Genomic DNA, 23,347 nt, shown 5'->3' on the forward strand with positions numbered 1-23,347 from the left:
AGAGGCGCGCAAGGCGTCCTCCCACTTAAGTCCTGCTGACTGCCTTGCAGCCCTGCCCGCCGCGTTACTTGGCCACGGCCGCCGTGCTGGCCGCCGCCGTATCCACCACCGCCGCTTGCGCGCCGCCTTCCGGCTTGTTCGACAAGCCCCAGACCCAGGCCGTCAGCACCTTGATCTGCTCGGGGTTCAACACGTGTTCCTGCGCCGGCATGCGGTTGTCGCGGCCATCCAGAATGGTCTTGACGATCGATGCTTCGGAACTGCCGTACAGCCAGACGTCGTCGGTCAGGTTGGGCGCGCCCACGGCCTGGTTGCCCTTGCCATCCACACCGTGACAGGCCACGCAGAAGTTGCCGAATTCGCGCTTGCCGCGGAATACGCGCACCGGGTCCGCCGTCAAGCCGGACAACGACCGCACGTACTGCGCGATGTCGCCGGCCATCTTGGCGTCGATGGCGGCCTTCCAGGGCGGCATCACGCCATGGCGGCCCTTCTTGATGGTCTCCATGATGATTTCCGGCGTGCCGCCGTGCAGCCAGTCGCCATCCGTCAGGTTCGGAAAGCTGGGGCCGCCTTTGGCGTCGGAACCGTGGCATTGCGCGCAGTTGTTCAGGAACAGGCGTTGGCCGATTTCACGGGCGCCCGGGTCCTGCGCAATCTGCGGCACCGTCATGGTTTCAAAGCGCGCGTAGATCGGGCGCACGGCCTCGGCCATCTTGGCCTGATGCTGCGCCACTTCTTCGGTGCTGCTGTAGCCAAGCTGGCCCTTGTACGAACCCAAGCCGGGCATGAAGAACAGATAGCCCAGCGCGAACAGGCAGGCTAGCAGGTACATCCACGTCCACCAGGTGGGGACGGGGTTATTGAGCTCGGTCAGGTCGCCGTCCCAGACGTGGCCGGTGTCTTCGACTTGGCCGCTGGCGGGCTTGGCGCCCAGCCAACGGCGCTGCGTGTACAGCAGCCACAGGCACCAGACCACGCCGCCCACGGCGACGACCGAGATGAAATACCCCCAGAAGCCATTAACGAAATCGCTCATGACCGATTCGCTCCATCTTGTTGTGCCTGGCCGAACTCATCGGGCAGGGCGAACGGCAACATGGCCGATTCGCGGTTGGCGCTCTGGCGGCCACGTGAGCAGGCCCACCAGACAATGCCGAAAAAGGTCGCCATCGAAATGGCGGTAACGATTGCGCTCAGGTAACCCAGCATGATCAGCCTCCCGTGGCCGCTTGCGCGGCAGGTTGCACGGCGGATTCCGCCTGCTTGGCTTCCGCAGCCTGCTTGGCCTTGCGCACCCCCACTCCCAAGCTTTGCAGGTACTCGACCAGCGCGTCCTCTTCCGTCTTGCCTTCAATGGCCTTGGGCGCGTCGGCGATCTGCTGATCCGTGTACGGCACGCCCAGCATCCGCAGCGCACGCATGCGCTCGGCCACGTTCTCGCCGGTGATCACCGTCTTTTGCAGCCACGGGTAGGCAGGCATGTTCGACTCGGGTACCAGCTTGCGCGGGTCGCGCAAATGGATGCGGTGCCAGTCGTCGGAGTAACGCTCGCCCACGCGCGCCAGATCGGGACCCGTGCGCTTCGACCCCCACAGGAACGGATGGTCGAAGACCGATTCCGCCGCCGTCGAGTACGGCCCGTAGCGCTGCACTTCGGCGGCCAGCACGCGCACCTGCTGCGAGTGACAGCCGACGCAGCCTTCGCGGATGTACACGTCGCGGCCCATCAGCCGCAGCGGGCTGTAGGGTTCAACGCCCGCCACCGGCTGGGTCGTGCTGTGCTGGAAGAACAGCGGAACGATCTGGACCAGCCCCGCGAAGGACACCACCAGGATGCTCGCGATGATCATCCAGCCAATGTTCTTCTCAAGCGTCTGGTGAGAAAAGAAGCCAGTTTTCTTGTTGGCCATGATGTCCTCTCGTCAAACAGTGGCCGGCACGGCGGGCGCGACGGCGACCGGCGGGCGAGCGGCATGGGGATCGTCCAGCGGAATGGCGGGGTTGACCGGCTGCGCACCGCGCACCGTCTTCCACACGTTCCAGGCCATGACGAACACCCCCGACAGGAACAACGTGCCACCCAGCAAACGGATCAGGTAGTACGGAACGCGCGTCTTCAGTTCTTCGACGAAGCTGTAGACCAGGGTGCCGTCGGCGGCGGTGTCGCGCCACATCAGGCCCTGCTGCACGCCGGCGATCCACATGGCGGCGATGTACAGCACCACGCCGATGGTGGCGATCCAGAAGTGCAGTTCGATGGCGCGCACGCTGTACATCTTTTCGCGGCCATACAGGCGCGGGATCAGGTAGTAGAGCGAGCCAAACGAGATCATCGCCACCCAGCCCAGCGCGCCGGAGTGCACGTGGCCGATGGTCCAGTCCGTGTAGTGCGACAACGCGTTGACGGTGCGGATCGACATCATCGACCCTTCGAACGTGGACATGCCGTAGAACGACAGAGCCGTGACCATGAACTTCAGGATCGGGTCGGTGCGCAGCTTGTACCAGGCGCCTTGCAGCGTCATGATGCCGTTGATCATCCCGCCCCACGACGGCGCCAGCAGAATCAGCGAAAACGTCATGCCCAGCGATTGCGTCCAGTCAGGCAGCGACGTGTACAGCAGATGGTGCGGGCCCGCCCACATGTACGTGAAGGCCAGCGCCCAGAAGTGAACGATGGACAGGCGGTACGAATAGATCGGGCGGCCTGCCTGCTTGGGCACGAAGTAATACATCATGCCCAGGAAGCTCGTCGTCAGGAAAAAGCCCACCGCGTTGTGGCCATACCACCACTGCACCATGGCGTCCTGCACGCCGGCGTAAGCCGAGTACGACTTCCACATCGACACCGGCATTTCGATGTTGTTGAAGATATGGAGAATGGCGATGGTGAGGATGTACGAGCCGAAGAACCAGTTGGCCACGTAGATGTGTTTGGACCGGCGCTTAATGATCGTGCCGAAGAACACGATGGCGTAGGCCACCCAGACCAGCGTGATCAGGATGTCGATGGGCCATTCGAGTTCGGCGTATTCCTTGCTGCTGGTGAACCCCATCGGCAAGGTGATCGCGGCGGCCACGATGACGACCTGCCAGCCCCAGAACGTGAAGGCCGCAAGCTTGTCGCAGAACAGCCGCGCCTGACAGGTGCGTTGCACGACGTAGTACGACGTCGTGAACAGCGCGCTGCCGCCGAACGCGAAGATGACCGCGTTGGTGTGCAGCGGGCGCAGGCGGCCGTAGCTGAGCCATGCGGTGTCGAAATTCAACTGAGGCCAAATCAGCTGCGCGGCGATAAAAACGCCCACAGCCATGCCGACAATGCCCCACACCACCGTCATGAGCGCGAACTGCCTCACGATCTTGTAGTTGAAGGTATCGGCCTTGCTTGCGATTGCGGCGCAATCGTTCATCACCCTTCCCCTAAAGTAACAAATAGCTCCAGGCTTGAATGATGGGACTAGTCACCGGAGTCGGCGTTGATATGGATCAAGCGCCAGAGGGCTGGTGCGGGAACGCTGCGCCTGCGCAACGCAGCATCAGCTGCGGCTGGCAGGGCCGCTGTCGTCGTCGCGCAAGATGGCGGTGCCGGCGTTGTCGGTGTCGTCGTACTGGCCGTTGAAAACGGCCCACCAGAGCGACACGCCTATCGCCAGCACGAACAGCAAAGACAAGGGCAATAGCAGGTAGAGGATGGTCATGGCGCGGCTTCCAGCGCAGCCGGCGACGCGATGGCGCCCGACCAGTCGCGGCGGCACAAGCGCCACGAGTTATAGGCCACGGCCAATGACGACACCAGCATCGTGATGGCGGCCAGCCACGGCTGCACCCAGCCCATCAGCGCAAGCGGCGTCATGAGCAGGTGCCAGATCAGCGAGCCATACAGGTTCTGCCGCGCCTTGTGGCGCGCCTGTTGCAAGAGTTCGTCCAGCGCGGCGTCCGGCATCGAGGGATGCGCGGCCAGCGCCGAGTGCGCGGAGGCCATCGCGGTAGGCACCGCCATCGACATCGCGCACGGGCAGCTCATGACCAGCAACGCCACCATCACCGGAATGCTGTGCGCGGCATCGATATACGCCCAGCCCGCGGCGGCGGCCAAGGCCAGCGCCACCTGGATCATGACGAAGCGTGACGCCAGCCGGTCGGCGCGCGCGCCAAGGTCCAGCCGCTGCGCCTCGACGCGCTGATGGCGCTGCCCGCCCGCCGCACCGCCAAACGATTGGCGGGCGCACAGTTCCAGGTAGCGGGCCGTCAGCAAAAAGGCCACGAACATCGTGACCGAATCAAAATAGACTTCACCGCGCCCCGTCCACGTGGCATGAACGCTGGGGATGAACGCGGCGACAATGCCAAGCGCCACCGGCACGTCCATGCCGGCGCGCCCGTGACGCAGGTTGTCGCCGGCATGGCGCCAGATGGGCCACGCTGAATACAGCACCACGGGAATGGTCAGCGCGAAGCTGGCCCAGTTCATCAGCACGATGGCCCAGTCCAGCGTTTCCAGCGCATCGGCGGGCATGCTGTCGTGACGCAGGTAGCCGGGCCACGCGAACATCATCACCTGCATCATCGCCAGCCAGGCCAGCGACAGGCGCACCAGGGCATGGCGGCGCTGCTGGCGGTCGGTATCTGACAGGCAGGCCGGGACGGCGAAGATCGATTTTGCTCGCATGCGCCGATGGTAACGAGCGCCCCCGCCTGCCGCCTTGATCTGGATCAAGCCGCTTTTTATGGCTTGCCCGCGAACCGGATCAGGGGCGTTGCTGGCGCAGCACGCTCACCACCGCGCGGATCAGCGTGGCCAGTTCGTCTTCGGTGATCGTCAGCGCGGGCGTCAGGTACACAACGTTGCCAAAGGGGCGCACCCAGACGCCTGCTTCGACCAGCCGCCGCTTCAAGGCTTCGCGGTCAGTGATGCCATCCAGCTCCACCACACCGATCGCGCCCAGCACGCGCACATCGCGCACCCAGGGCAGGTCGCGGCACGGTTCCAGGCCCGTCGCCAACGCCCGCGACAGCGCCTGCGCCTGCGCCAGCCGGGGTTCGGACTCGAACAGATCCAGCGAGGCATTGGCCGCCGCGCAGGCCAGCGCATTGCCCATGAAGGTGGGGCCGTGCATCAGCGCGTGCGCCGGGTTGTCGGACCAGAACGCGTCGAACACCCGGTTGCTGGCGACGGTGGCGGCCAGCGGCAGCGTGCCGCCCGTCAGCGCCTTGGACAACGTGATGATGTCGGGCTTGATGCCGGCCTGCTCAAACGCGAACATCGAGCCCGTGCGCCCGAAGCCGGTGAAGATTTCGTCGAAGATCAGCAGCAGGCCGTGGCGGTCGGCCAGGCGGCGCAAGCGGCGCAGCACTTCGGGGTCATGCAGCAGCATGCCGCCCGCGCCCTGCACCAGCGGTTCGACGAGGATGCCCGCCAATTGCGGCCCGCGCGTTTCCAGGAACTGGTCCAGCGCCGCCAGGGCGGCGTCATCGCGCGGCAGGTCCACGATGTCGTGCTCGGCCAGCATGCCCCGGTACAGGCTGTGCATGCCGTCGTCGGGATCGCACACGGCCATGGTGCCGAACGTGTCACCGTGATAGCCGCCCCGAAACGCCAGGAAGCGGCTGCGGCCGCGCTCGCCTTGGTTCAGCCAGAACTGCACCGCCATCTTCATGGCGACTTCCACCGCCACGGACCCGGAGTCGGTATAGAAGACGCGGTCCAGCCCCGGCCCCAACAGCCCGGCCAGCCGGCGCGCCAGCGTCAGCGCGGGCTCGTGGGTCAGGCCGCCGAACATCACATGCGGCATGGCGTCCAGTTGCGCGCGCACGGCCTGAGCGATGTGCGGGTGGTTGTAACCGTGACAGGCCGTCCACCAGGACGCCACGCCATCGATCAAGCTGCGCCCATCGGCCAGTTCCAGCCGGCTGCCGTGGCTGCGCACGACGGGCAGCGGCGGCGTCACCGTTTTCATTTGGGCATAGGGGAGCCAGATGTGGGGCTGGCCCTGGGCCACCCAGTCGGGCGTGTGCATGTTTGAGCTCCGAAAAAGCAGGCGCCGCCGCAGGCATTCCCGGCGCCTGGGACGCCGGAAAGCGCCGCGCGCGCCTCCACTACAATGGCCCGCATTCTACGGCTTGGCGCGGGCATTGCCCTTGCCCGGCCGCTGCCGGAACGATTGATGTCTAAGCTGGATTCCCTGTTTTTCTCTGCGTTGGCCGACGCCGACACCCGCCGCGTACGCCGCCGCCTGCGCACCGCCACGGCCGCGCCGCCCGGGCGCATCGTGCTCAATGGCGCCCCCGTGCTGAACTTTTCCAGCAACGATTATCTGGGCCTGTCCAAGCACCCGCTGCTGATCGAACGTGCGCGCGAATGGGCGGCCCGCCATGGCGCGGGCGCGCAAGCGTCGCGGCTCGTGTGCGGCAATCTGGACTTGCACGAACAGGTGGAAGCCAAGCTGGCCCGCCTGAAAGGCACCGAGGCCGCGCTGCTGCTGGCGTCAGGCTGGCAGGCCAATGCCGCGGTGCTGCCCGCCCTGCTGCGCGCCGCCGCGAGCCAGGGCGACATCGAGCTCTACGCCGACAAGCTGAACCACGCCAGCCTGCATCAAGGCTGCCAGGCGGCTGGGGTCAAGCAGATCCGGTTCCGGCACAACGACCTGGACCATCTGGAAAGCCTGCTGGCCGCCAAGGCGGCCACCGGCGCGGGTACGAGCAAACCAGTGACCCGCTTCATCGTCACCGAAAGCGTGTTCAGCATGGACGGCGACCGCACCGACGTCGTCCGGCTGTCGGACCTGGCCGACCGCTACCAAGCCTTTGTCTACCTGGACGAAGCGCACGCGACCGGCGTATTAGGACCCGGCGGCATGGGGCTGGCAGGGCTGGCTCCCGGGCGTATCGATCTGGCGATGGGCACGTTCAGCAAGGCGCTGGGCGGGTTCGGCGCGTATGTGGCCGGGTCGCGCGCGCTGTGCGACTACCTGATCAACACGTGCTCCGGCTTTATCTACACCACGGCATTGCCGCCCGCCGTGCTGGGCGCCATGGACGCCGCATTGGACCTGGTGCCGGCCCTGGATGCCGAACGCGCCCGGCTGGGCGCGAACGGCGACCGGCTGCGCGCCGCGCTGCAAGACATGGGTTTGGACACCGGCAATTCCTCCACGCAGATCGTGCCGGCCATCGTGGGCGACGAAGCGCGCGCGCTGGACATGGCGGCCAGCCTGGAACGCCGTGGCCTGCTGGCCGTGGCCATCCGCCCGCCCACGGTGCCCGCCGGCACCAGCCGCTTGCGCCTGACGCTCAGCGCCGCGCACCGCGACGCCGACGTCGCGCAGCTGATCGACGGCATCAAGGCGGTGCTGGCATGAGTACCCTGCGCACCACCCTGCTTTTCGTTCACGGCTGGGCATTCGACGCGTCCATCTGGACGCCGCTGCGCGCCGCCCTTGGCGACTGGCCGCAAGCGGTTTATGACGCGGGTTACTTTGGCGCCGGAGAAGCGGCCGCAGAGAGCCGATCGGTCACCGGCGCCGTCAGGGATTCCGTCATCAGTCCCGTCGCCAGCCCTGCCGGCGATCTCGTCATTGCCGCCGACACCGGCCCCGTCATCGCCATCGGCCATTCACTGGGCGTGATGCGCCTGTTGCGAGACCTGCCGTCGAATTGCGTAGGCGTGGTGTCGATCAACGGCTTCCCCCGCTTTAGCGCCGCGCCGGACTTTGACGCCGGGGTGCCGCGCCGCATGCTCGACCGCATGATGAAACGCTTGTCGGCCGAACCGGCCGCCGTCGTACAAGACTTTCGCGCACGTTGCGGCGAGGCATCCGCATGGGGTGAACCGCGCCTGGCACCGCTGGCCCGCGACCTGGAACGATTGCGCGACGACGACCAACGCAGCGCGTTGGCGGCGCTGGCCGTGCCGCTGCTGATCCTGGCCGGCAAAGAGGACCCCATCGTTCCCCCCGCCATGACGCAAGCCGCGTTCGGCGGCCGCGTGGGTGACGAACGGCACGAGCTGGAACAAGGCGGCCATTTGCTGCCAGTGTCGGCCGCGCTCTGGTGCGCGCGCCATATCGCCGGCTTCATCGCCCGCGTGGCGCCAGCGGCTTGATGCCTTGCGCAAGGAAAGCCCTTCTATGCCAGCCGTAACACCCGCCTTGCCGCCCGCCGTTACTCAAGCCCCGCCACGCAACGCCCGGGTCGGCGCCCGCTTCGGCGCCGCCGCCCATCGCTATGACGGCCATGCGCCCATCCAGCGCATCACCGCCGAACGGCTGGCCAGCGATATCGCCCGCTTGAACTTGCCCGCGCGTCCTCGCATCCTGGAAATCGGTTGCGGCACCGGGTTGCTGACCCAGGCTCTGGCGCGCCGGCTAGGTGCGGCAGACTGGACCATCACCGACATCTCACCCGCCATGCTCGCCACCGCCCAGCGCGGCCCGGCGCTACCTGGCTCGGCGCGCTACCTGGTGCTGGATGGCGAATACCCCCAGGCGCTGGATGGCGAGTACGACCTGATCTGCTCCAGCCTGGCCGTGCAATGGTTCACGGACCTGAACGCCGGCCTGGGCCGGCTTGCTGCGCGACTGGCGCCCGGCGGCTATCTGGCCGTGGCCACGCTGGCGGCAGGCACCTTCGCCGAATGGCAGGACGCACATCGGGCGGCGGGTTTCGTCGCCGCCACGCCCCCCTACCCGCCGTGCCCGCTCATCCGTCCCGCCATGAGCAATCTGGCCGGTGGCGTGCGCAGCGAACGGCTGATACAAAATCATCCTGATGGCCTTGCATTTCTGAAGGGCCTGAAAGGCATGGGCGCCACCACGCCCGCCCCCGGACGCCCGCCGCTTTCTGCGGCGGCGCTGCGACGGGTGTTGGCGGCGTTTGACGAACAAGGAGCCACGGTGACGTATCACCTGGCCTACGGTATGTGGAAACAATCGACGCAACGCCCCGCCGGGGTTTTCGTGACCGGCACTGACACCGGCATCGGCAAGACGCTGGTGTCCGCCATCCTGGCGCGCGCCTGGAATGCCGACTACTGGAAGCCGGTGCAAACCGGCGTCTCCGAAGAACCGGGCGACACCGGCACCGTCGCCCAGCTGGCGCAACTGCCGCCCGAACGCCTGCACCTGCCGGCATACGTGCTGCAAGCGCCGCTGTCGCCCTGGGCCGCGGCCACACTGGAAGACACCGTCGTCGACGCCACCACCATCGTGCCGCCCGCCACCACCGCCCCCCTGATTGTGGAAGGCGCGGGCGGCCTGTACGTGCCGATCGACGACACGCACATGATGATCGACCTGATCGCCCGCCTGGACATGCCCGTGGTGCTGGCCGCGCGCAGCGGGCTGGGCACCATCAACCACACGCTGCTCAGCGTAGAAGCCCTGAAGCGTCGCGGCATCCCGATTCTAGGCGTGGTGATGAGCGGCCCGCTCTCGGCCGGTAACAAGGAAGCCATCGAACGCTTTGGCGGCGTCCGCGTCCTGGCCGAAATCCCGCCCCTGGCGCACGTTGACGCAGCAGCCGTCGCAAAGCTGGCGCAAAGCATCCCGCCGCTGGAGGAATGCCTGGCCGCGCTAGGCGCAGCGCCGGCGGTGGCGGATTAAGGGGACTGCATCACCCCAACGCCCCCCCTGCCCGTAACGCCTCGGCCCGTTCCGGCGATATCCCTGCTTCCGCCAGCACCGCCTCGCTATGCTCGCCGAACGCGGGTGCGGCGCTTGGGGCGCCGGGCGCGGTGCGGCCGAACTTGATGGCTTGGGCGAAGCCGCGGTAGCTGCCGACGACGGGGTGGGTGAAGGTCGAGATCATGTTTTCGGCTTGCACTTGCGGGAAGTCGAACATGTCTTCCACGCCGCGCGCGGCGGCGCAAGGCACCGCTTCGCCGAACCAGGCTTCCCATTCCAGCGCGCTGCGGGCGCGCAACGCCTCGTGCAGGCGCGGCACGATTTCGTCGCGGTGTTCGGCGCGCTTGCGCACCGAGTCGTAGCGCGCATTTGCGGCCAGATCTGACAAGCCGGTTTTCTCGCACAGGGCCTGCCAAAAATGCGGCGTGTTCGCAGAAATGTACAGATAGCCCTCGCCCGTGGGGTGGATACCCGTGATGCCGCCCGAGCGCATGTCGCGCCCGATGTGGCGCGGTTCGCCTTCGGCCCAGATCAGTCTTGCCGATTGCAGGGCCAGCGCGCTGCGCAGCAACGACACGCCCACGAACTGGCCACGCCCGCTGCGTTCACGTTCGTAGAGCGCCGACGCCACGCCCGCCGCCACCATCGACGACGCGTAGTAATCCACCACCGATCCGTACAGGATCTCGGGCGGCCCATCGGCCTTGCCCTGCAACGTGCACATGCCCGTCATCGTTTGCAGCACCTGGTCGTAGCCCGCCTTGTCCTTCAAGGGGCCGGACTCGCCATAGCCCGACACGGCGCAATAGATCAGGCGCGGGTTCAGCTCGGCCAGCTGTTCATAGGCGATGCCAAGACGCGCCGGCACGCTGGGCCGAAAGTTGTGGACCAGCACATCCGCCTGCCGGGCGAGCTCATGCAGCACGGCCAGCGCGTCGGGATTTTTCAGGTCCAGCACCAGGCCGCGCTTGCCCCGGTTCACGCCCAGAAAGGCGCGGCTTTCAGCGTCGAGCGTGGACGGATATTTGCGCAGGTTGTCGCCCGAGGGCGGCTCGACTTTGATGACGTCCGCGCCCTGGTCCGCCAGCAAAGTGCAGCCATACGGGCCGGCGATGTAGGCGCTAAGGTCCAGCACGCGCACGCCCGCCAAGGGGCCGCCTGTGCCTTGCGCCGCGGTGGTTGCTGCGCCCGGCATCATTGCGCCTCCGCGTTGACCAGACCCAGCCCCGAGGCCGCGCGCAAAATCGCTTCGGCGCGGCGCAGGAAGGGGCCGTCGATCATGCGGCCGTCCACGACGAACGCCGCAACGCCCTTGGCAGAGGCCTCGCGCGCCGCCAGCACCACGCGGCCCGCGTGGGCGATTTCTTCGTCTGTGGGGCGAAACGCCGCATTGGCCAACTTCACCTGTTTGGGGTGAATGCAGCTCTTGCCCAGGAAGCCAAAGCTGCGCGCCAACGCCGCTTCGGCGCGATAACCCGCTTCATCTTCGATATTGGCAAACGCCGAGTCATAGGCGAATACGCCCGCCTCGGCCGCGGCCATGCGCAAGGCGAACATGGCTTGCTGCACGGCGGCAGGTTCGCGCCGGCCAATGCCTGCCGGCTCGAACAAGTCGCCCAAGCCCAATTGCAATCCGGCCACGCTGGGGTGCGCCGCCGCCAAACTTGCCGCCCGCCGCAACGCGCGCGGCGATTCGATGTTCAGCAGCAAGCCCACCGCGTCATTCACGCCATTGGCGATACGCGCCTGTTCAATTGCGCTGGCTGCCGCCACCACATCTTCTTCGCGCTCCGCCTTCGGCAGGTTCACCAGATGCAGCCCCGGCCGCACAACCGCCTGCACGTCCGCATGAAAGTGGCCGGAGTCCAGCGCATTGACGCGCACGATCAGCGTCTTGCCCGACGCCGCCGCTTCCGGCCCCGCGAGCATACGGGCCAGATGGCCGCGCGCCTCGTCCTTGCGCGAGTCGGCCACGGCGTCTTCCAGGTCGAACGACAGGGCATCGGCGTCGCCATTGAAAGCCTTGGCGAACAACTCGGGACGCGATCCCGGAACGAACAGTTTGCTTCTCATGCGTGAACTCTTTGGGAAATGGGAATCGGGGCCGATAACGCGCTTACTGGATGGAGATATTGCGGTCGCTCGCCACCTGTTTCCACTTGGCCGCATCCGCCTGGACCAGGGCCGCAAACTGCGGCACGGTCAGTTCGGCCGGCACCGCGCTTTCCTCGGCGAACATGGCGCGCATCTTCTGGTCATTCACGATGCCGCGGATTTCAGCGTTCAGCTTGTCCACCAGGGGCGCTGGCGTGCCTGCCGGGGCCAGCACACCCCACCAGAGTTCCACCGAGTAACCGGGCTGGCCTTCGCCTATCGTGGGCAGCGCCGGATAGAACTGCGAACGCTCAGGCGACGTCACGGCCAGCACGCGCAGCTTGCCGCCCTTGAGCAGTGACGCCGTGGATGCAAAGCTGCCAATCACAAAGTCCACGCGGCCACCCGCCAGGTCATTCAGCGCGTGCGACATGCCCTTGTAGGGCACATGCGTGAAGGATGTTTTCTCGCCGCCGGCCAGAATTTCGCTGGCCATCTGGTTGACCGAGCCCAAGCCGGCGCTGCCGTAAGTCAGCTTGCCGGGTTCCTTGCGGCCAGCGGCCAGCAGATCGGCCATGGACTGATACGGCGAGTCCTTGCCCACCACCAGCGCCATCGGGCTGCGCGCCAGCATCGCCACGGGCGCAAAGCTGCGCACCACGTCGTACTTCAGATTGGTCTGCACGGCGGCATTCGTCGTCAGCGTGGACGACGACAGCATCAGCACCGACCCATCCTTGGGCGCGCGCGCCACGTACTCCGCGCCAATCGCGCCGCCCGCACCGGGGCGGTTTTCGACGATGACGGTGGTGGACAGCTTGGCGCCCAGCTTCTCGGCCAGCACGCGGGCGAAGACGTCATTGCTGCCGCCAGGCGGAAACGGCACCACCATCGTGATCGTGGCCGGTACGGCGGGCGCGGCTTGCGCCACAGACACGCCCGGCGCGCCCAGCGCCACGGTCAACGCCAACGCGGGCAATAAGGCGGCGCGTGCGCCGGCCAGGATCTTGTTCATGCGGTGTCTCCTCGGTTGCGGTCTGGCCGGCATGGCATGCCTGGCGTTCAGCCGCTTGTCGTTGTGGTTGAAGCGGATACTAGGACGGCGCTCTGGTGATATAAAGCGAGGATTCTTAAAACACTACGTGAGGATTTCTGATGAAGATCGAGTCTTTCCGTACGCTTAACGCCGTGCTGCGCGGCGGCAGCTTTGCGGCGGGCGCGGCGGATATGAATCTGTCGCCCAGCGCGGTCAGCCTGCAAATGAAGCAGATGGAGGAATACTTCGGCCAGCCGCTGTTTGACCGTTCGGCGCTACAGGTGCGCCCCAACGCGTTTGCGGCCGAGGTGGACGCGGTGTTGCAAGAGGCGCTGGCGCGTCTGGACGAATTGCGCCGGCGCAGCACGCCGGCCGTTGAGGGCCGCGTCCGCCTGGGCACCATCGAACCGTTGCAGGTCACGCTGCTGCCTCCGCTGCTGCGCAAGCTGCGCGAACGCTATCCGCTGCTGGACGTGCGGCTGGTGCGCGGCCGCGCCACCGAGCTGACAGAAAAATTGAAGCAAGGCGAGATCGACGCGGCCATCATCACGCAGCCGGAAACGGGCGGCTCGCGCCGGCTGGCGTGGACGCCGCTGTTTCGTGAAACGCTGGTGCTGATTGCACCGCCCGATTCGCGTGAGACGCGCGTGGCGGAATTGTTCCAGCAGTACGAGTGGATTCGTTTCGACAAGACCACCATCGGCGGGCGCCTGGCCGCGCGCTATGTGGCGCAACACGCGCCGCACGCGCGTTGCCGCATCGAAATGCAATCGCTGGCCGCGTTGACGGCGCTGGTGTCCGCCGGGCTGGGCGTGTGCGTGTTGCCGGAACCCGGGGCCAACTTGCTGAACGTGCACCCGGTGCGCGTGCTGCCGCTGGGCAAGCATGCGCCCTATCGCCAGATTTCATTCGTCTGCCGCCAGACCGACCAGGACAACCGCCTGGTGCAAGCGCTGCTGGAAGGCGCAAGGCCGTAATACCAAAACCCTACGCCCCGCCTTCCACCTTGGCCATGTCGATGAACGCCCGCAACGCTGACGACACGCGCCGTTGCCGCGGGTAATACAGCATGAAGCCGGGAATAGTCGGGCACCAATCTTCCAGCAGCCGCACAAGTTTGCCGGCGGCCAGCAATTGCGTCACATAGGTTTCCGGCACGCTGCCAATGCCGATGCCGTCCACTGCGGCGCGCACCTCGGCGTGCACATCGCTCAGCGAAATGCGGCCAGGCACATCCAGCTCGATCGCCACGCCGTCCTTTTCGAATTCCCACTTATAGAACCGCCCGCTGGCAAAGCGATAGCGCACGCATTCGTGCTGCATCAAATCATTGGGATGCCGGGGCGGTTCGCGCCCTTCCAGATACGCGGGCGACGCCACGACCGCCGTGCGCAGGCGCGGGCCGATCTGCACAGCCACCATGTCTTCGGGAACGGCCTCCAGCAGACGCACTCCCGCATCAAAGCCCGAGGCCACGATATCGACAAAGTTATCGTCTTCACCGATTTCCAGCCGGATATCCGGGTACGCCGTTAAAAAGCGCGCCGCAAACGGCATCAGCAACATGTAGGACGCCGCGCGCGAGGTGTTGATGCGCAGCGTGCCAGACGCCGACCCGCGAAACTGGTTCATTTCTTCGAGCGCATCGCCCAGGTCATGCAGCACGGGCAGCATGCGCTCGGCCAGCCGCTGGCCCGCGTCGGTCAACGCCACGCTGCGCGTGGTGCGGTTGAACAGGTTCACGCCCAGCCGCTCTTCAAGGCTGCGAATAGCGTAGCTGACGGCGGAGGTCGACAAGCCCAGTTCCTCGCCCGCGCGGCGAAAACTACAGTGGCGGGCGACGGCGGCGAACGCGGCCAGGTGGGACAGGTTATCGGGCAGCATGATTGTGCTATTTGATCGAACAAAGCATGCGGAAATTCTAGCTTGATCCGGCATTTCCACCGGAATATTGTGAACACCTGCTTAACAAATTCAGTCGAGATACCCCATGATTCAAGCCCGTGGCTACGCCGCCCATAGCGCCGACGCCCCCCTCGTACCGTTCAGCTTCACCCGCCGCGAGCCGGGCGACGACGACGTGCTGATCGAAATTCTGTACAGCGGCATCTGCCATTCCGACTTGCATCAGGCGCGCGGCGACTGGGGCAATTCCGTGTACCCCATGGTGCCGGGCCACGAAATCGTGGGCCGCGTCACGCAAGTGGGCAAGAACGTCAGCAAGTTCAAGACGGGCGACTACGCCGGCGTGGGCTGCATGGTGGATTCCTGCCTGCATTGCAAAGCCTGCCGCTTGAACCTGGAGCAATACTGCGAGGAAGGCGCAACGCTGACCTACAACGACAAGGAACGCGGCAGCGACCAGCTCACCTTCGGCGGTTACTCCGACCGCATCGTCGTGAAAGAACACTTTGCGGTGAAGGTGTCCGACAAGCTCGACCTGAAGGCCGTGGCCCCGCTGCTGTGCGCGGGCATCACGACCTATTCCCCGCTGCGCCACTGGAAGGTTGGCCCGGGCCAGAAGGTGGGCGTCATCGGCCTGGGCGGCCTGGGCCACATGGGCGTGAAGTTCGCCCACGCGATGGGCGCGCATGTCGTCATGATCACCACGTCCGCCGACAAGGGGCGCGACGCCAAGCGGCTGGGCGCTGACGACGTGCTGGTGTCGCGCGACGCCGAAGCGATGGCGGCGCACGCCGGCACGTTCGACTTCCTGCTGAACACCGTGCCCGTCAGCCACGACGTGAACCCGTACCTGGCGCTGCTGGGCTTGAACGGCACCATGGCGCTGGTCGGCGCGCTGACGCCGCTGGACCCCATCCCGGGCGCCAACCTGATCATGGGCCGCAAGTCGATTGCGGGCTCGGCCATCGGCGGCATGGAAGAAACGCAAGAGATGATGGACTTCTGCGCCGAACACGGCATCGTCAGCGATGTGGAAATGGTGCCGATCCAGTCCGTCAACGAGGCCTATGAACGCCTGATCAAGAACGATGTGAAGTACCGCTTCGTCATCGACATGGCGTCATTGGCCGAGCAACCGTTGGCCGCTTAAGCTTGCGTTCTGCGCAGAGCTTGCCCTCTGCGCAGAGCTCGCAGCTACACAGAACTTGCAGCTGCGCAGGGTGAAAAAAAGGGTGCCCGAAGGCACCCTGAATCCACCCTACAACAGCACCTACAACTGCAAAGCAATCAATTCAATCAAGCGCGCAAGGCTGCTTACGCCGCCTTCTGCGCCTTGCCGTGTTCAAACTGCGCCTCTTCCGTCGAGCCGGTCAGCGCAGTCGTCGACGACTGGCCGCCTTCGATCGTCTGCGTGACGGCGTCGAAGTAGCCGGTGCCCACTTCGCGCTGGTGCTTGACCGCGGTGAAGCCCAGGTCGGCGGCGGCGAATTCCTTCTGCTGCAATTCCACGAAGGCGCTCATCTGGCGGCGGGCGTAGCCGTGAGCCAGTTCGAACATGCCGTAGTTCAGCGCGTGGAAGCCTGCCAGCGTGATGAACTGGAACTTGTAGCCCATGGCGCCCAGCTCGCGCTGGAACTTGGCGATGGTGCCGTCGTCCAGGTTCTTCTTCCAGTTGAACGACGGCGAGCAGTTGTACGCCAGCAGCTTGCCCGGGAATTGGCGATGGATGGCGTCCGCAAACTTGCGGGCGTATTCCAGGTTGGGCGTGGACGTTTCGCACCAGATCAGGTCGGCGTACGGCGCATAGGCCAGACCGCGCGAGATGGCCTGGTCGATACCGGCCTTGGTGCGGAAGAAGCCTTCCACGGTGCGTTCGCCGGTGATGAACGGGCGGTCGTTTTCGTCGACGTCGCTCGTCACGAGGTCGGCCGCGTCGGCGTCGGTACGGGCCAGCAGCACGGTGGGCGTGCCCATCGTGTCGGCCGCCAGACGGGCGGACACCAGCTTGGCCACGGCCTCGCGGGTGGGCACCAGCACCTTGCCGCCCATGTGGCCGCACTTCTTCACGGAAGCCAGCTGATCTTCAAAGTGCACGCCCGAGGCGCCGGCGTCGATCATGGCCTTCATCAATTCGAAGGCGTTCAGCACGCCGCCGAAACCGGCCTCGGCATCGGCCACGATGGGAGCGAAGTAATCGATGTAGCCCTCGTCGCCCGGGTTCTTGCCTTCCATCCACTGGATCTGGTCGCAGCGGGCCAGCGAATTGTTGATGCGGCGAACCACTTGCGGCACCGAGTTGGCGGGGTACAGCGACTGGTCGGGATACATTTCGCCGGCCAGGTTGGCGTCACCGGCCACTTGCCAGCCAGACAGGTAAATCGCCTTCAGGCCTGCCTTGACCTGCTGCATGGCCTGGTTGCCCGTCAATGCGCCCAGCGAATTCACGAAAGGCTCGCTATGCAGTTGCTCCCACAGACGGGTTGCGCCACGCTGGGCCAGCGTGTGCTGCACGCTGATGGAGCCGCGCAGGCGGATGACATCTTCGGCGCTGTAGTCGCGCTTGACGCCCTGCCACCGGCTGTTCTCGGCCCAGTCTTTCTGCAGATTGCGGATTTCGGTTTCGCGATTGCTCATGGTGATGCTCCTGGTCAGTGATGAGAAGACTTCAAAAGATTCGCGTCTTGCATTGCGTGAATCGTTGGACAAAGTCTATGCCTCTGCTGCGGAGCAATGCAGGCTGATGTCTTATAGAAGATGAAAAATGTTTTGCTTATAAATCATTGACTTATAAGTACGGTTTCGCATTACGAAACGATATTGTTATCTGTGAAATGCGCCCTCGTTGCACAGCAGCAGGAACTTTCACATGACGAGGCTTACATTTCATAATGCGAAAAAATGGCCGTTTTCGAAGCGCCTACAATGCCTCCATTCCGATGATTTCCATGGTTTCGCTATGACCCTGTCTCACGGCCCGTTGGGCCAGAGCGTGGCCTACGCCTCGCAATACGACCCGTCCCTGCTCTTTCCCATTGCGCGTTCGCACAACCGCGCGGCGCTGAATCTCACCGCCGGCAGCCTGCCCTTTACGGGCGTGGACTTGTGGAACGCCTATGAGCTGTCGTGGCTGGACGCCAAGGGCAAGCCGCGCGTCGCCATGGCGACGTTCTCGGTGCCGGCCGACAGCCCCAACATCATCGAGTCGAAGTCGTTCAAGCTCTACCTGAATTCGTTCAACCAGACGCGCCTGGTGAATTCGGCCGCCTTGCGCGGGCGCCTGGAACGTGACCTGAGCGCCGCCGCGGGTGCGCCCGTGGGCCTGGATTTTTTCCTGCCGCAGCGCTTTTCTGAATTGCAGATGGGTGAGATGGACGGCATCTACATCGACAAGCTGGATATCGAAATCGATACCTATGAGCCCGCGCCCGAGGTGCTGCGCACGCGGCCCGGCGATGTGGTCGAGGAAACGCTGGCGTCGCGCTTGTTGAAGTCAAACTGCCCGGTCACCGGGCAACCCGATTGGGCCAGCGTGCAGATCCGTTATCGCGGCGCGCCCATCGACCGCGAATCGCTGCTGCGCTATGTGGTGTCGTTCCGCCAGCACGCTGAATTCCACGAGCACTGCGTGGAACGCATCTTCAGCGACATCATGCAAGCCTGCGCACCAGAACAACTGACCGTCTACGCACGCTATACGCGCCGCGGCGGGCTGGACATCAACCCCTGGCGCAGCAACTTCGAAAACGCGCCCCCGGCCGACGTCCGCACCGTCCGCCAGTAAGCGCGCGTTGCCCGCCGCCCGGCGGGCGGCATCAACGCGCCGCGTCACGCTGACAAGCAGTTACAGAAAGCCTGCTTCGAATCGATATCGTTTATTGTTGCCCCGGCATCCAGGCGGGCCTTCGGGCCCGCCGCCACATCCGAACCGCAGTCATTCAACTCCCCACAGGAGGCCGTAATGCAAGTCCGTGATTGGTTTGTCGAGCGTCAACCCGAATTTGCCCAGTGGCGGCAAGACATCCATGCCCACCCCGAATTAGGCTTTCAGGAACATCGCACGGCAGAAGCCGTGGCGTCCAAGCTGGCGCAATGGGGGCTGGAGGTGCATCGCGGCGTAGGGCGCACCGGCGTGGTGGGCGTGCTGCGTGGCGAACGCGCAGGCAAGCGCAGCATCGGCCTGCGCGCCGACATGGACGCGCTGCCCATGCAGGAGAAAACCACGCTGCCCTACCGTTCCACGCACGACGGCAACTTCCATGGCTGCGGACACGACGGGCACACGGCCACGCTGCTGGCCGTGGCGCTGCACCTGTCGCAAAACCGCGATTTCGCGGGCACCGTCAACTTCATCTTCCAGCCCGCCGAAGAAACGCTGGCCGGCGGCGCCGCGATGCTCGAAGACGGCCTCTTCACCCGTTTTCCCTGCGACGAAATCTACGGCCTGCACAACAACCCCATGGTGGGCAAAGGGCGCGTCGCCGTGCGTGAAGGCGCGCTGCTGGCAGCCTGTGACGGCTTCACCATCCGCGTGCATGGCGTGGGATGCCACGGCGGCATGCCGCAGCAAGGCAACGACCCCGTCGTCATCGCCAGCCAATTGGTGGGCATGCTGCAAACCGTGGTCAGCCGTTCGCTGGACCCCTTGGTGGCGGGCGTGCTCAGCGTGGGCATGATGAACGGCGGCACCGCGCGCAACGTCATCCCCGACCTGATGGAATTGCAAGGCACGGTGCGCACGCTGAGCATCTCGGCGCGCGAAACCGCCTTGCGCCGCGTGCGTGAAATCTGCGACGGCCTGGCGGCCAGCCACGCCACCCGCATCGATTGCGAATTCGACCTGGGTTGCCCGCCCACCATCAATGCGCCCGGCCCCACCGCCACGGTGGCCGCCGCCGCCGCGCGCGTAGTCGGCCAAAACCTGGTTGACGCGCAGATCACGCCGCTGATGGCGTCTGAAGACTTTTCGTATCTGCTCCAGGCGTGCCCCGGCGCGTATTTCTTCGTCGGCCAAGACGGCCACTTCTGCCACCACCCCGAGTACGACTTCGACGACGACATTCTGCCCATCGGCGCAAGCGTCTTTGTTGAAATCGTGCGCGACCGGCTGAGCTGACCCGCTCCCGCCTTTTTCGCGTCTCGGGTTTGGGCTGACCGCCCTTCCCCCCTTCTTTTGAATTCCCGGAGCGTGGCGCTTAAACGCCGCGCGCCGCGCCCCCTTGCGCGTTCGCCGCGCTTGCAGGAGTCCCTGATGACATCTGATTCCGCTTCCTCTTATACCGTTTCGGCCAGCATGCGCCGCCGCGTGGTTATCGCGTCGGTGCTGGGCAATGCCTTCGAATGGTTCGACTTCGCCATCTACGGCATGTTCGCCACGGTGATCGCGAAGCTGTACTTTCCCACCGGCGACAACGAAACGTCGCTGCTGTTGGGGCTGGCCACGTTTGGCGTGGCGTTTGCCGTGCGCCCGATCGGCGGGTTGGTGCTGGGTTTGTATGCCGACCGCTACGGACGCCGCCGCGCGCTGTCTTTGATGATCTTGATGATGGCGGGCGGCACCGCCATGATCGGTGTGCTGCCCACTTACGCATCCATAGGCGTGGCCGCCAGCGTGCTGATGCTGGTGGCGCGGCTGATTCAGGGCTTTTCGGTCGGCGGCGAATACGCCAGCGCCAGCGCCATGCTGGTGGAATTCGCCCCGGCAGGACGCCGCGGCCTGTATGGCAGTTTTCAGATGTGCTCGCAGTCGCTGGCGTTTTCGATTGGGGCGGGCGTGGTGCATCTGCTGTCGTCCAACCTGTCAGCGGCCGACCTGGAAAGCTGGGGTTGGCGCATCCCGTTCCTGTTTGGCGTGCTGATTGGCCCCATCGGCTATTACCTGCGCACGCAGGTGGATGAAACGCCCGAGTTCCGGCGCTTTCAAGACCAGCGCGTCAAACCCCAACAAACCACGTTCCGCACCTTGTTTTCACGCTATCCGCGCGAGCTTGTCGGATCGTTCTGCATCGTTGTCACCGGCACGGCGTCCAACTACGTCATGCTGCTGTACCTGCCCATCTTCGCCGTGCGGGAATTGGGCCTGACGATGGGCGACGCGCAACTCAGCAGTGCGCTGGCCGGGGCCTTGCTGCTGGTGCTGTGCCCCTTGTCGGGCGCGTTGTCTGACCGGCTGTCGCGCCGTGCGCTGATGCTGCCGGCCACGCTGGCCTTTGGCATCGTCACCTGGATCATGATGGCGCGCGTGCTGCACAACCCGTCCTTCGCCACGCTTGTGCAAGCGCAACTGCTGGCGGCGGCGTGCATGGGATTCATGTGGGGGCCGACGCCCGCGCTGATGACCGAAATCCTGCCCGTCAACCTGCGGTCCACGGGCGTATCGCTGTCGTACAACCTGGCGGTGATGTTGTTCGGGGGCCTGGCGCCGTTCCTCAACACGGCGCTGATCCAGTACACCGGCGACCGCATGGTGCCGGCGTATTACGTCGGCTTGTGCGTGGTCATCGGACTGGCGGGCTTGTTGTCGCTGGGACGGTTCAGGGACGCGCCACCGCGCCCCCAGCCGTCATCGGCTCGGCGCGGCGCGCCTGCACCGCAATCCATTGCGCCAGGAAGGCAGCAGCCGTGAACGCCACGCCCGCGCCCACCCACGGCCCCTGCCGCATGCCGGCGTCCAGCAGCAAACCAAACGCCAGCGGGCCCAGCGCCGAACCTACGTCCATGCCTGAATACACCAGGCCGTAGACAGACCCCGTCGACCCCTTGGGCGTTACGCGGCGGATCAGCATGTCGCGCGACGGCGCGGCCACGCCCGAGCAGAAGCCGGCCAGCGCCACCACCGGTGCCGCAAACGCGGCCGGCACCAGACCCAGCGCCAGGACGACAAGCGTCAGGCCCGCCAGAATCAACGCCACCATCACCGTGCGTTCGGTGCGCGGGTTGGCCGACACCAGGAAGCCGCCCGCCGCCATCCCCACGGCCGACGCCACCATATAGCCAGACAAGGCCGAGCTGGCGGCCACCTTGGACAAGTCGTACAGCTGGCCCAACAGCGGAATCGTGTAGTTCTGCACCGACGACAGCGCAATCGACGTGCACGCAAAGAACAGGAACGCGCCCCACAATGCGGGCTTGGACAGCAAGGTGGCCAGCGTGGTCAACACGCTTTCCTGGGGTTTGGCGGCAGCCGGCTTGGCGGATTTGGCGTCCGGCTGAACCTCCAGCGGCGACGGGCCGCCGATGAGATTTCGGCCGATTACCGTCAGCAGCAGCACCGCCGCCACCAGCCCCGCGGCGCTATAGGCCGCCACGCGCCAATCGGCCAGCAAGGTGATCGTCGTCATGAAGACCGGCGTCAGCGCCCAGCCCAGGTTGCCCGTCAGCCCGTGCGCCGAAAACGCATGGCCCAGACGCGGCGCGGTAATCCGATGGTTGATGATGGAGTAGTCCGCCGGGTGGAACACCGAATTGCCCACGCCGCCCACCACGGCGGCGGCCACCAACATCGTGTAGCCCGTGGCCGACCCGATCAGCAGGCCCGACACCACAAAGCACGCCAGCCCGAACCACAGCACCGGCCGCGCGCCGATGCGGTCCACCACAAAACCCGACGACGCCTGGCCGATGCCCGACACCACATAGAACGTGGACACCAGCAAGCCCAGCCGGGCGAAGTCCAGCCCGAACTCGTTGCCCAGCGACACGTACAGGGAAGGCAAGACCAGTTGGAAGAAATGCGACGAGGCGTGCGCAACGCCAATCAGCAGGATGATTTTCCAGTCGCGCCGGCGGACGTCGGCATCCGAGGGCAAAGCAGTGGCAGCGGTGTTCATTGCAGAAGGCCGCGGGCAGCGGCGGAAGGCGCCCGCCAAAGGCGGTGCAAGGTTGTCTCCGGCAACGTCCGGAAGATCCGGGCGTTGAGTGCTTGGCGATGTGGTCCGGCGGGCCGGCCGATCGCTCTTGAAATATGACGGCGGCCGTCTTGCGCGAGCCGGGCCGCCGGCGTGTTGCGAAACCAAGGGTTGGGGCAAAACAAACATGGCCGGTACTTTCGTACCAGCCATGGTCATGCATTTACAGCGCTTTCTCGCGGATGGCGGGCCAGGCGCGTTGCAGGTAATACAACATCGACCACACCGTCAGCACCGCCGCCACGATGATCAGCACATCGCCTAACAGCTTGGTGCTGACGCCGTAGATCGGCTGGTTGTACAGCAGGCACGGAATCGCCACCATCTGGGCGGCGGTTTTGAACTTGCCCAGCCGGTGCACGGCCACGCTGGCGCTGGCGCCGATCTTGGCCATCCATTCGCGCAACGCCGAAATGGTGATTTCGCGGCCGATGATGATCAGCGAAATGAAGGCGTCGACGCGGCTCAAGTCCAGCAGGACGATCAGTGCGGCGCACACCATCAGCTTGTCGGCAACCGGATCCAGGAATGCGCCAAAGGCCGAGGTCTGGTTCCAGCGGCGGGCCAGCCAGCCGTCGAACCAGTCGGTCAGCGCGGCGATGATGAATGCCCAAGCGGCAAAGCTGTCACGCGTGGGGACCGACATCCAGCTCTCGGGCAGGTAGAACAGCCCGACCACCAGCGGAATCATGGCGATGCGCAGCCATGTCAGGATAATGGGTACGTTAATTGGCATAGTGTCCGTATGCTACATCAGCCGGGTGACGCTGGCTGTATCGGCG

22 protein-coding genes are annotated in these 23,347 nt (G+C 65.4%); 8 read left to right on the plus strand and 14 right to left on the minus strand.

Annotation, left to right across the window (positions count from 1 at the left end):
• Positions 1-64: 64 nt before the first annotated feature.
• The 7 genes from ccoP to ACFZAI_RS23935 form a co-directional block, all read right to left on the minus strand.
• Positions 65-1,039, minus strand: coding sequence for a cytochrome-c oxidase, cbb3-type subunit III (gene ccoP, locus ACFZAI_RS23905; protein WP_391569258.1), 975 nt, complete (start codon positions 1,037-1,039; stop codon positions 65-67).
• Complete coding sequence (locus ACFZAI_RS23910; protein WP_054422115.1) at positions 1,036-1,212, minus strand: cytochrome oxidase; 177 nt, start codon at positions 1,210-1,212, stop codon at positions 1,036-1,038. The genes ccoP and ACFZAI_RS23910 overlap by 4 nt, the downstream gene beginning before the upstream one ends.
• Before the next feature lie 2 nt (positions 1,213-1,214).
• Complete coding sequence (ccoO, locus tag ACFZAI_RS23915; protein WP_391569259.1) at positions 1,215-1,913, minus strand: cytochrome-c oxidase, cbb3-type subunit II; 699 nt, start codon at positions 1,911-1,913, stop codon at positions 1,215-1,217.
• A 12-nt stretch (positions 1,914-1,925) separates the two neighbouring features.
• Positions 1,926-3,416, minus strand: a complete 1,491-nt coding sequence (ccoN, locus tag ACFZAI_RS23920) for a cytochrome-c oxidase, cbb3-type subunit I (protein ID WP_391569260.1) — start codon at positions 3,414-3,416, stop codon at positions 1,926-1,928.
• Positions 3,417-3,542: 126 nt separating this feature from the next.
• A complete protein-coding gene (gene ccoS, locus ACFZAI_RS23925) occupies positions 3,543-3,704 on the minus strand; it encodes a cbb3-type cytochrome oxidase assembly protein CcoS (RefSeq protein WP_391569261.1) in 162 nt (53 codons plus the stop codon).
• Positions 3,701-4,675 carry a hypothetical protein gene (locus ACFZAI_RS23930; protein ID WP_391569262.1) on the minus strand — a complete coding sequence of 325 codons (975 nt, stop codon included), beginning with the start codon at positions 4,673-4,675 and terminating at the stop codon, positions 3,701-3,703. Before ACFZAI_RS23930 ends, ccoS begins: the two co-directional genes overlap by 4 nt.
• 79 nt (positions 4,676-4,754) lie before the next feature.
• A complete protein-coding gene (locus tag ACFZAI_RS23935; protein WP_391569263.1) occupies positions 4,755-6,023 on the minus strand; it encodes an adenosylmethionine--8-amino-7-oxononanoate transaminase in 1,269 nt (422 codons plus the stop codon).
• A gap of 147 nt (positions 6,024-6,170) precedes the next feature.
• Here ACFZAI_RS23935 and ACFZAI_RS23940 point away from each other — a divergent pair, with 147 nt between their 5' ends.
• From ACFZAI_RS23940 to bioD, 3 genes are read left to right on the plus strand one after another with little or no spacing between them, the layout of a single operon-like run.
• Positions 6,171-7,364 carry an aminotransferase class I/II-fold pyridoxal phosphate-dependent enzyme gene (locus tag ACFZAI_RS23940; protein WP_391569264.1) on the plus strand — a complete coding sequence of 398 codons (1,194 nt, stop codon included), beginning with the start codon at positions 6,171-6,173 and terminating at the stop codon, positions 7,362-7,364.
• Positions 7,361-8,107: an alpha/beta fold hydrolase gene (locus tag ACFZAI_RS23945; RefSeq protein WP_391569265.1), complete on the plus strand. Its 747-nt coding sequence runs from the start codon at positions 7,361-7,363 to the stop codon at positions 8,105-8,107. The genes ACFZAI_RS23940 and ACFZAI_RS23945 overlap by 4 nt, the downstream gene beginning before the upstream one ends.
• Positions 8,108-8,132: 25 nt before the next feature.
• Positions 8,133-9,605, plus strand: coding sequence for a dethiobiotin synthase (gene bioD, locus ACFZAI_RS23950; protein ID WP_391569266.1), 1,473 nt, complete (start codon positions 8,133-8,135; stop codon positions 9,603-9,605).
• A gap of 10 nt (positions 9,606-9,615) precedes the next feature.
• On the opposite strand, the gene ACFZAI_RS23955 is transcribed toward bioD, so the two are convergent.
• From ACFZAI_RS23955 to ACFZAI_RS23965, 3 genes are read right to left on the minus strand one after another with little or no spacing between them, the layout of a single operon-like run.
• Positions 9,616-10,821 carry a CaiB/BaiF CoA transferase family protein gene (locus ACFZAI_RS23955; protein WP_391569706.1) on the minus strand — a complete coding sequence of 402 codons (1,206 nt, stop codon included), beginning with the start codon at positions 10,819-10,821 and terminating at the stop codon, positions 9,616-9,618.
• Complete coding sequence (locus ACFZAI_RS23960; RefSeq protein WP_391569267.1) at positions 10,821-11,699, minus strand: HpcH/HpaI aldolase/citrate lyase family protein; 879 nt, start codon at positions 11,697-11,699, stop codon at positions 10,821-10,823. The genes ACFZAI_RS23955 and ACFZAI_RS23960 overlap by 1 nt, the downstream gene beginning before the upstream one ends.
• A gap of 43 nt (positions 11,700-11,742) precedes the next feature.
• A complete protein-coding gene (locus tag ACFZAI_RS23965) occupies positions 11,743-12,735 on the minus strand; it encodes a tripartite tricarboxylate transporter substrate binding protein (protein WP_391569268.1) in 993 nt (330 codons plus the stop codon).
• A 140-nt stretch (positions 12,736-12,875) separates the two neighbouring features.
• On the opposite strand from ACFZAI_RS23965, the gene ACFZAI_RS23970 reads away from it, so the two are divergent.
• Positions 12,876-13,733, plus strand: coding sequence for a LysR family transcriptional regulator (locus ACFZAI_RS23970; protein WP_391569269.1), 858 nt, complete (start codon positions 12,876-12,878; stop codon positions 13,731-13,733).
• A gap of 10 nt (positions 13,734-13,743) precedes the next feature.
• On the opposite strand, the gene ACFZAI_RS23975 is transcribed toward ACFZAI_RS23970, so the two are convergent.
• Positions 13,744-14,640, minus strand: a complete 897-nt coding sequence (locus tag ACFZAI_RS23975) for a LysR family transcriptional regulator (protein WP_391569270.1) — start codon at positions 14,638-14,640, stop codon at positions 13,744-13,746.
• A 106-nt stretch (positions 14,641-14,746) separates the two neighbouring features.
• Here ACFZAI_RS23975 and ACFZAI_RS23980 point away from each other — a divergent pair, with 106 nt between their 5' ends.
• Complete coding sequence (locus ACFZAI_RS23980) at positions 14,747-15,811, plus strand: NAD(P)-dependent alcohol dehydrogenase (protein WP_391569271.1); 1,065 nt, start codon at positions 14,747-14,749, stop codon at positions 15,809-15,811.
• A 164-nt stretch (positions 15,812-15,975) separates the two neighbouring features.
• Here ACFZAI_RS23980 and aceA read toward each other — a convergent pair whose 3' ends face one another.
• Complete coding sequence (gene aceA, locus ACFZAI_RS23985) at positions 15,976-17,295, minus strand: isocitrate lyase (protein ID WP_391569272.1); 1,320 nt, start codon at positions 17,293-17,295, stop codon at positions 15,976-15,978.
• Between the two features lie 322 nt (positions 17,296-17,617).
• Here aceA and queF point away from each other — a divergent pair, with 322 nt between their 5' ends.
• The 3 genes from queF (at position 17,618) to ACFZAI_RS24000 (ending at position 21,283) form a co-directional block, all read left to right on the plus strand.
• Positions 17,618-18,442, plus strand: a complete 825-nt coding sequence (gene queF, locus ACFZAI_RS23990; RefSeq protein WP_391569273.1) for an NADPH-dependent 7-cyano-7-deazaguanine reductase QueF — start codon at positions 17,618-17,620, stop codon at positions 18,440-18,442.
• Positions 18,443-18,619: 177 nt separating this feature from the next.
• A complete protein-coding gene (locus ACFZAI_RS23995) occupies positions 18,620-19,774 on the plus strand; it encodes an amidohydrolase (protein WP_391569274.1) in 1,155 nt (384 codons plus the stop codon).
• Between the two features lie 135 nt (positions 19,775-19,909).
• Complete coding sequence (locus tag ACFZAI_RS24000) at positions 19,910-21,283, plus strand: MFS transporter (RefSeq protein ID WP_391569275.1); 1,374 nt, start codon at positions 19,910-19,912, stop codon at positions 21,281-21,283.
• Here the strand turns inward: ACFZAI_RS24000 and ACFZAI_RS24005 are convergent.
• Both ACFZAI_RS24005 and pgsA read right to left on the minus strand, forming a co-directional pair.
• Complete coding sequence (locus ACFZAI_RS24005; protein ID WP_391569276.1) at positions 21,192-22,487, minus strand: MFS transporter; 1,296 nt, start codon at positions 22,485-22,487, stop codon at positions 21,192-21,194. The genes ACFZAI_RS24000 and ACFZAI_RS24005 overlap by 92 nt on opposite strands.
• Before the next feature lie 241 nt (positions 22,488-22,728).
• Positions 22,729-23,301 (minus strand): CDP-diacylglycerol--glycerol-3-phosphate 3-phosphatidyltransferase, encoded by a 573-nt coding sequence (gene pgsA / locus ACFZAI_RS24010; RefSeq protein WP_391569277.1) that lies wholly within the window; start codon positions 23,299-23,301, stop codon positions 22,729-22,731.
• Between the last annotated feature and the right edge of the window lie 46 nt (positions 23,302-23,347).

It is taken from the genome of Achromobacter sp. NPDC008082 (genome assembly GCF_042957345.1).
In the GTDB taxonomy this organism is placed as follows: domain Bacteria; phylum Pseudomonadota; class Gammaproteobacteria; order Burkholderiales; family Burkholderiaceae_B; genus Achromobacter; species Achromobacter kerstersii_A.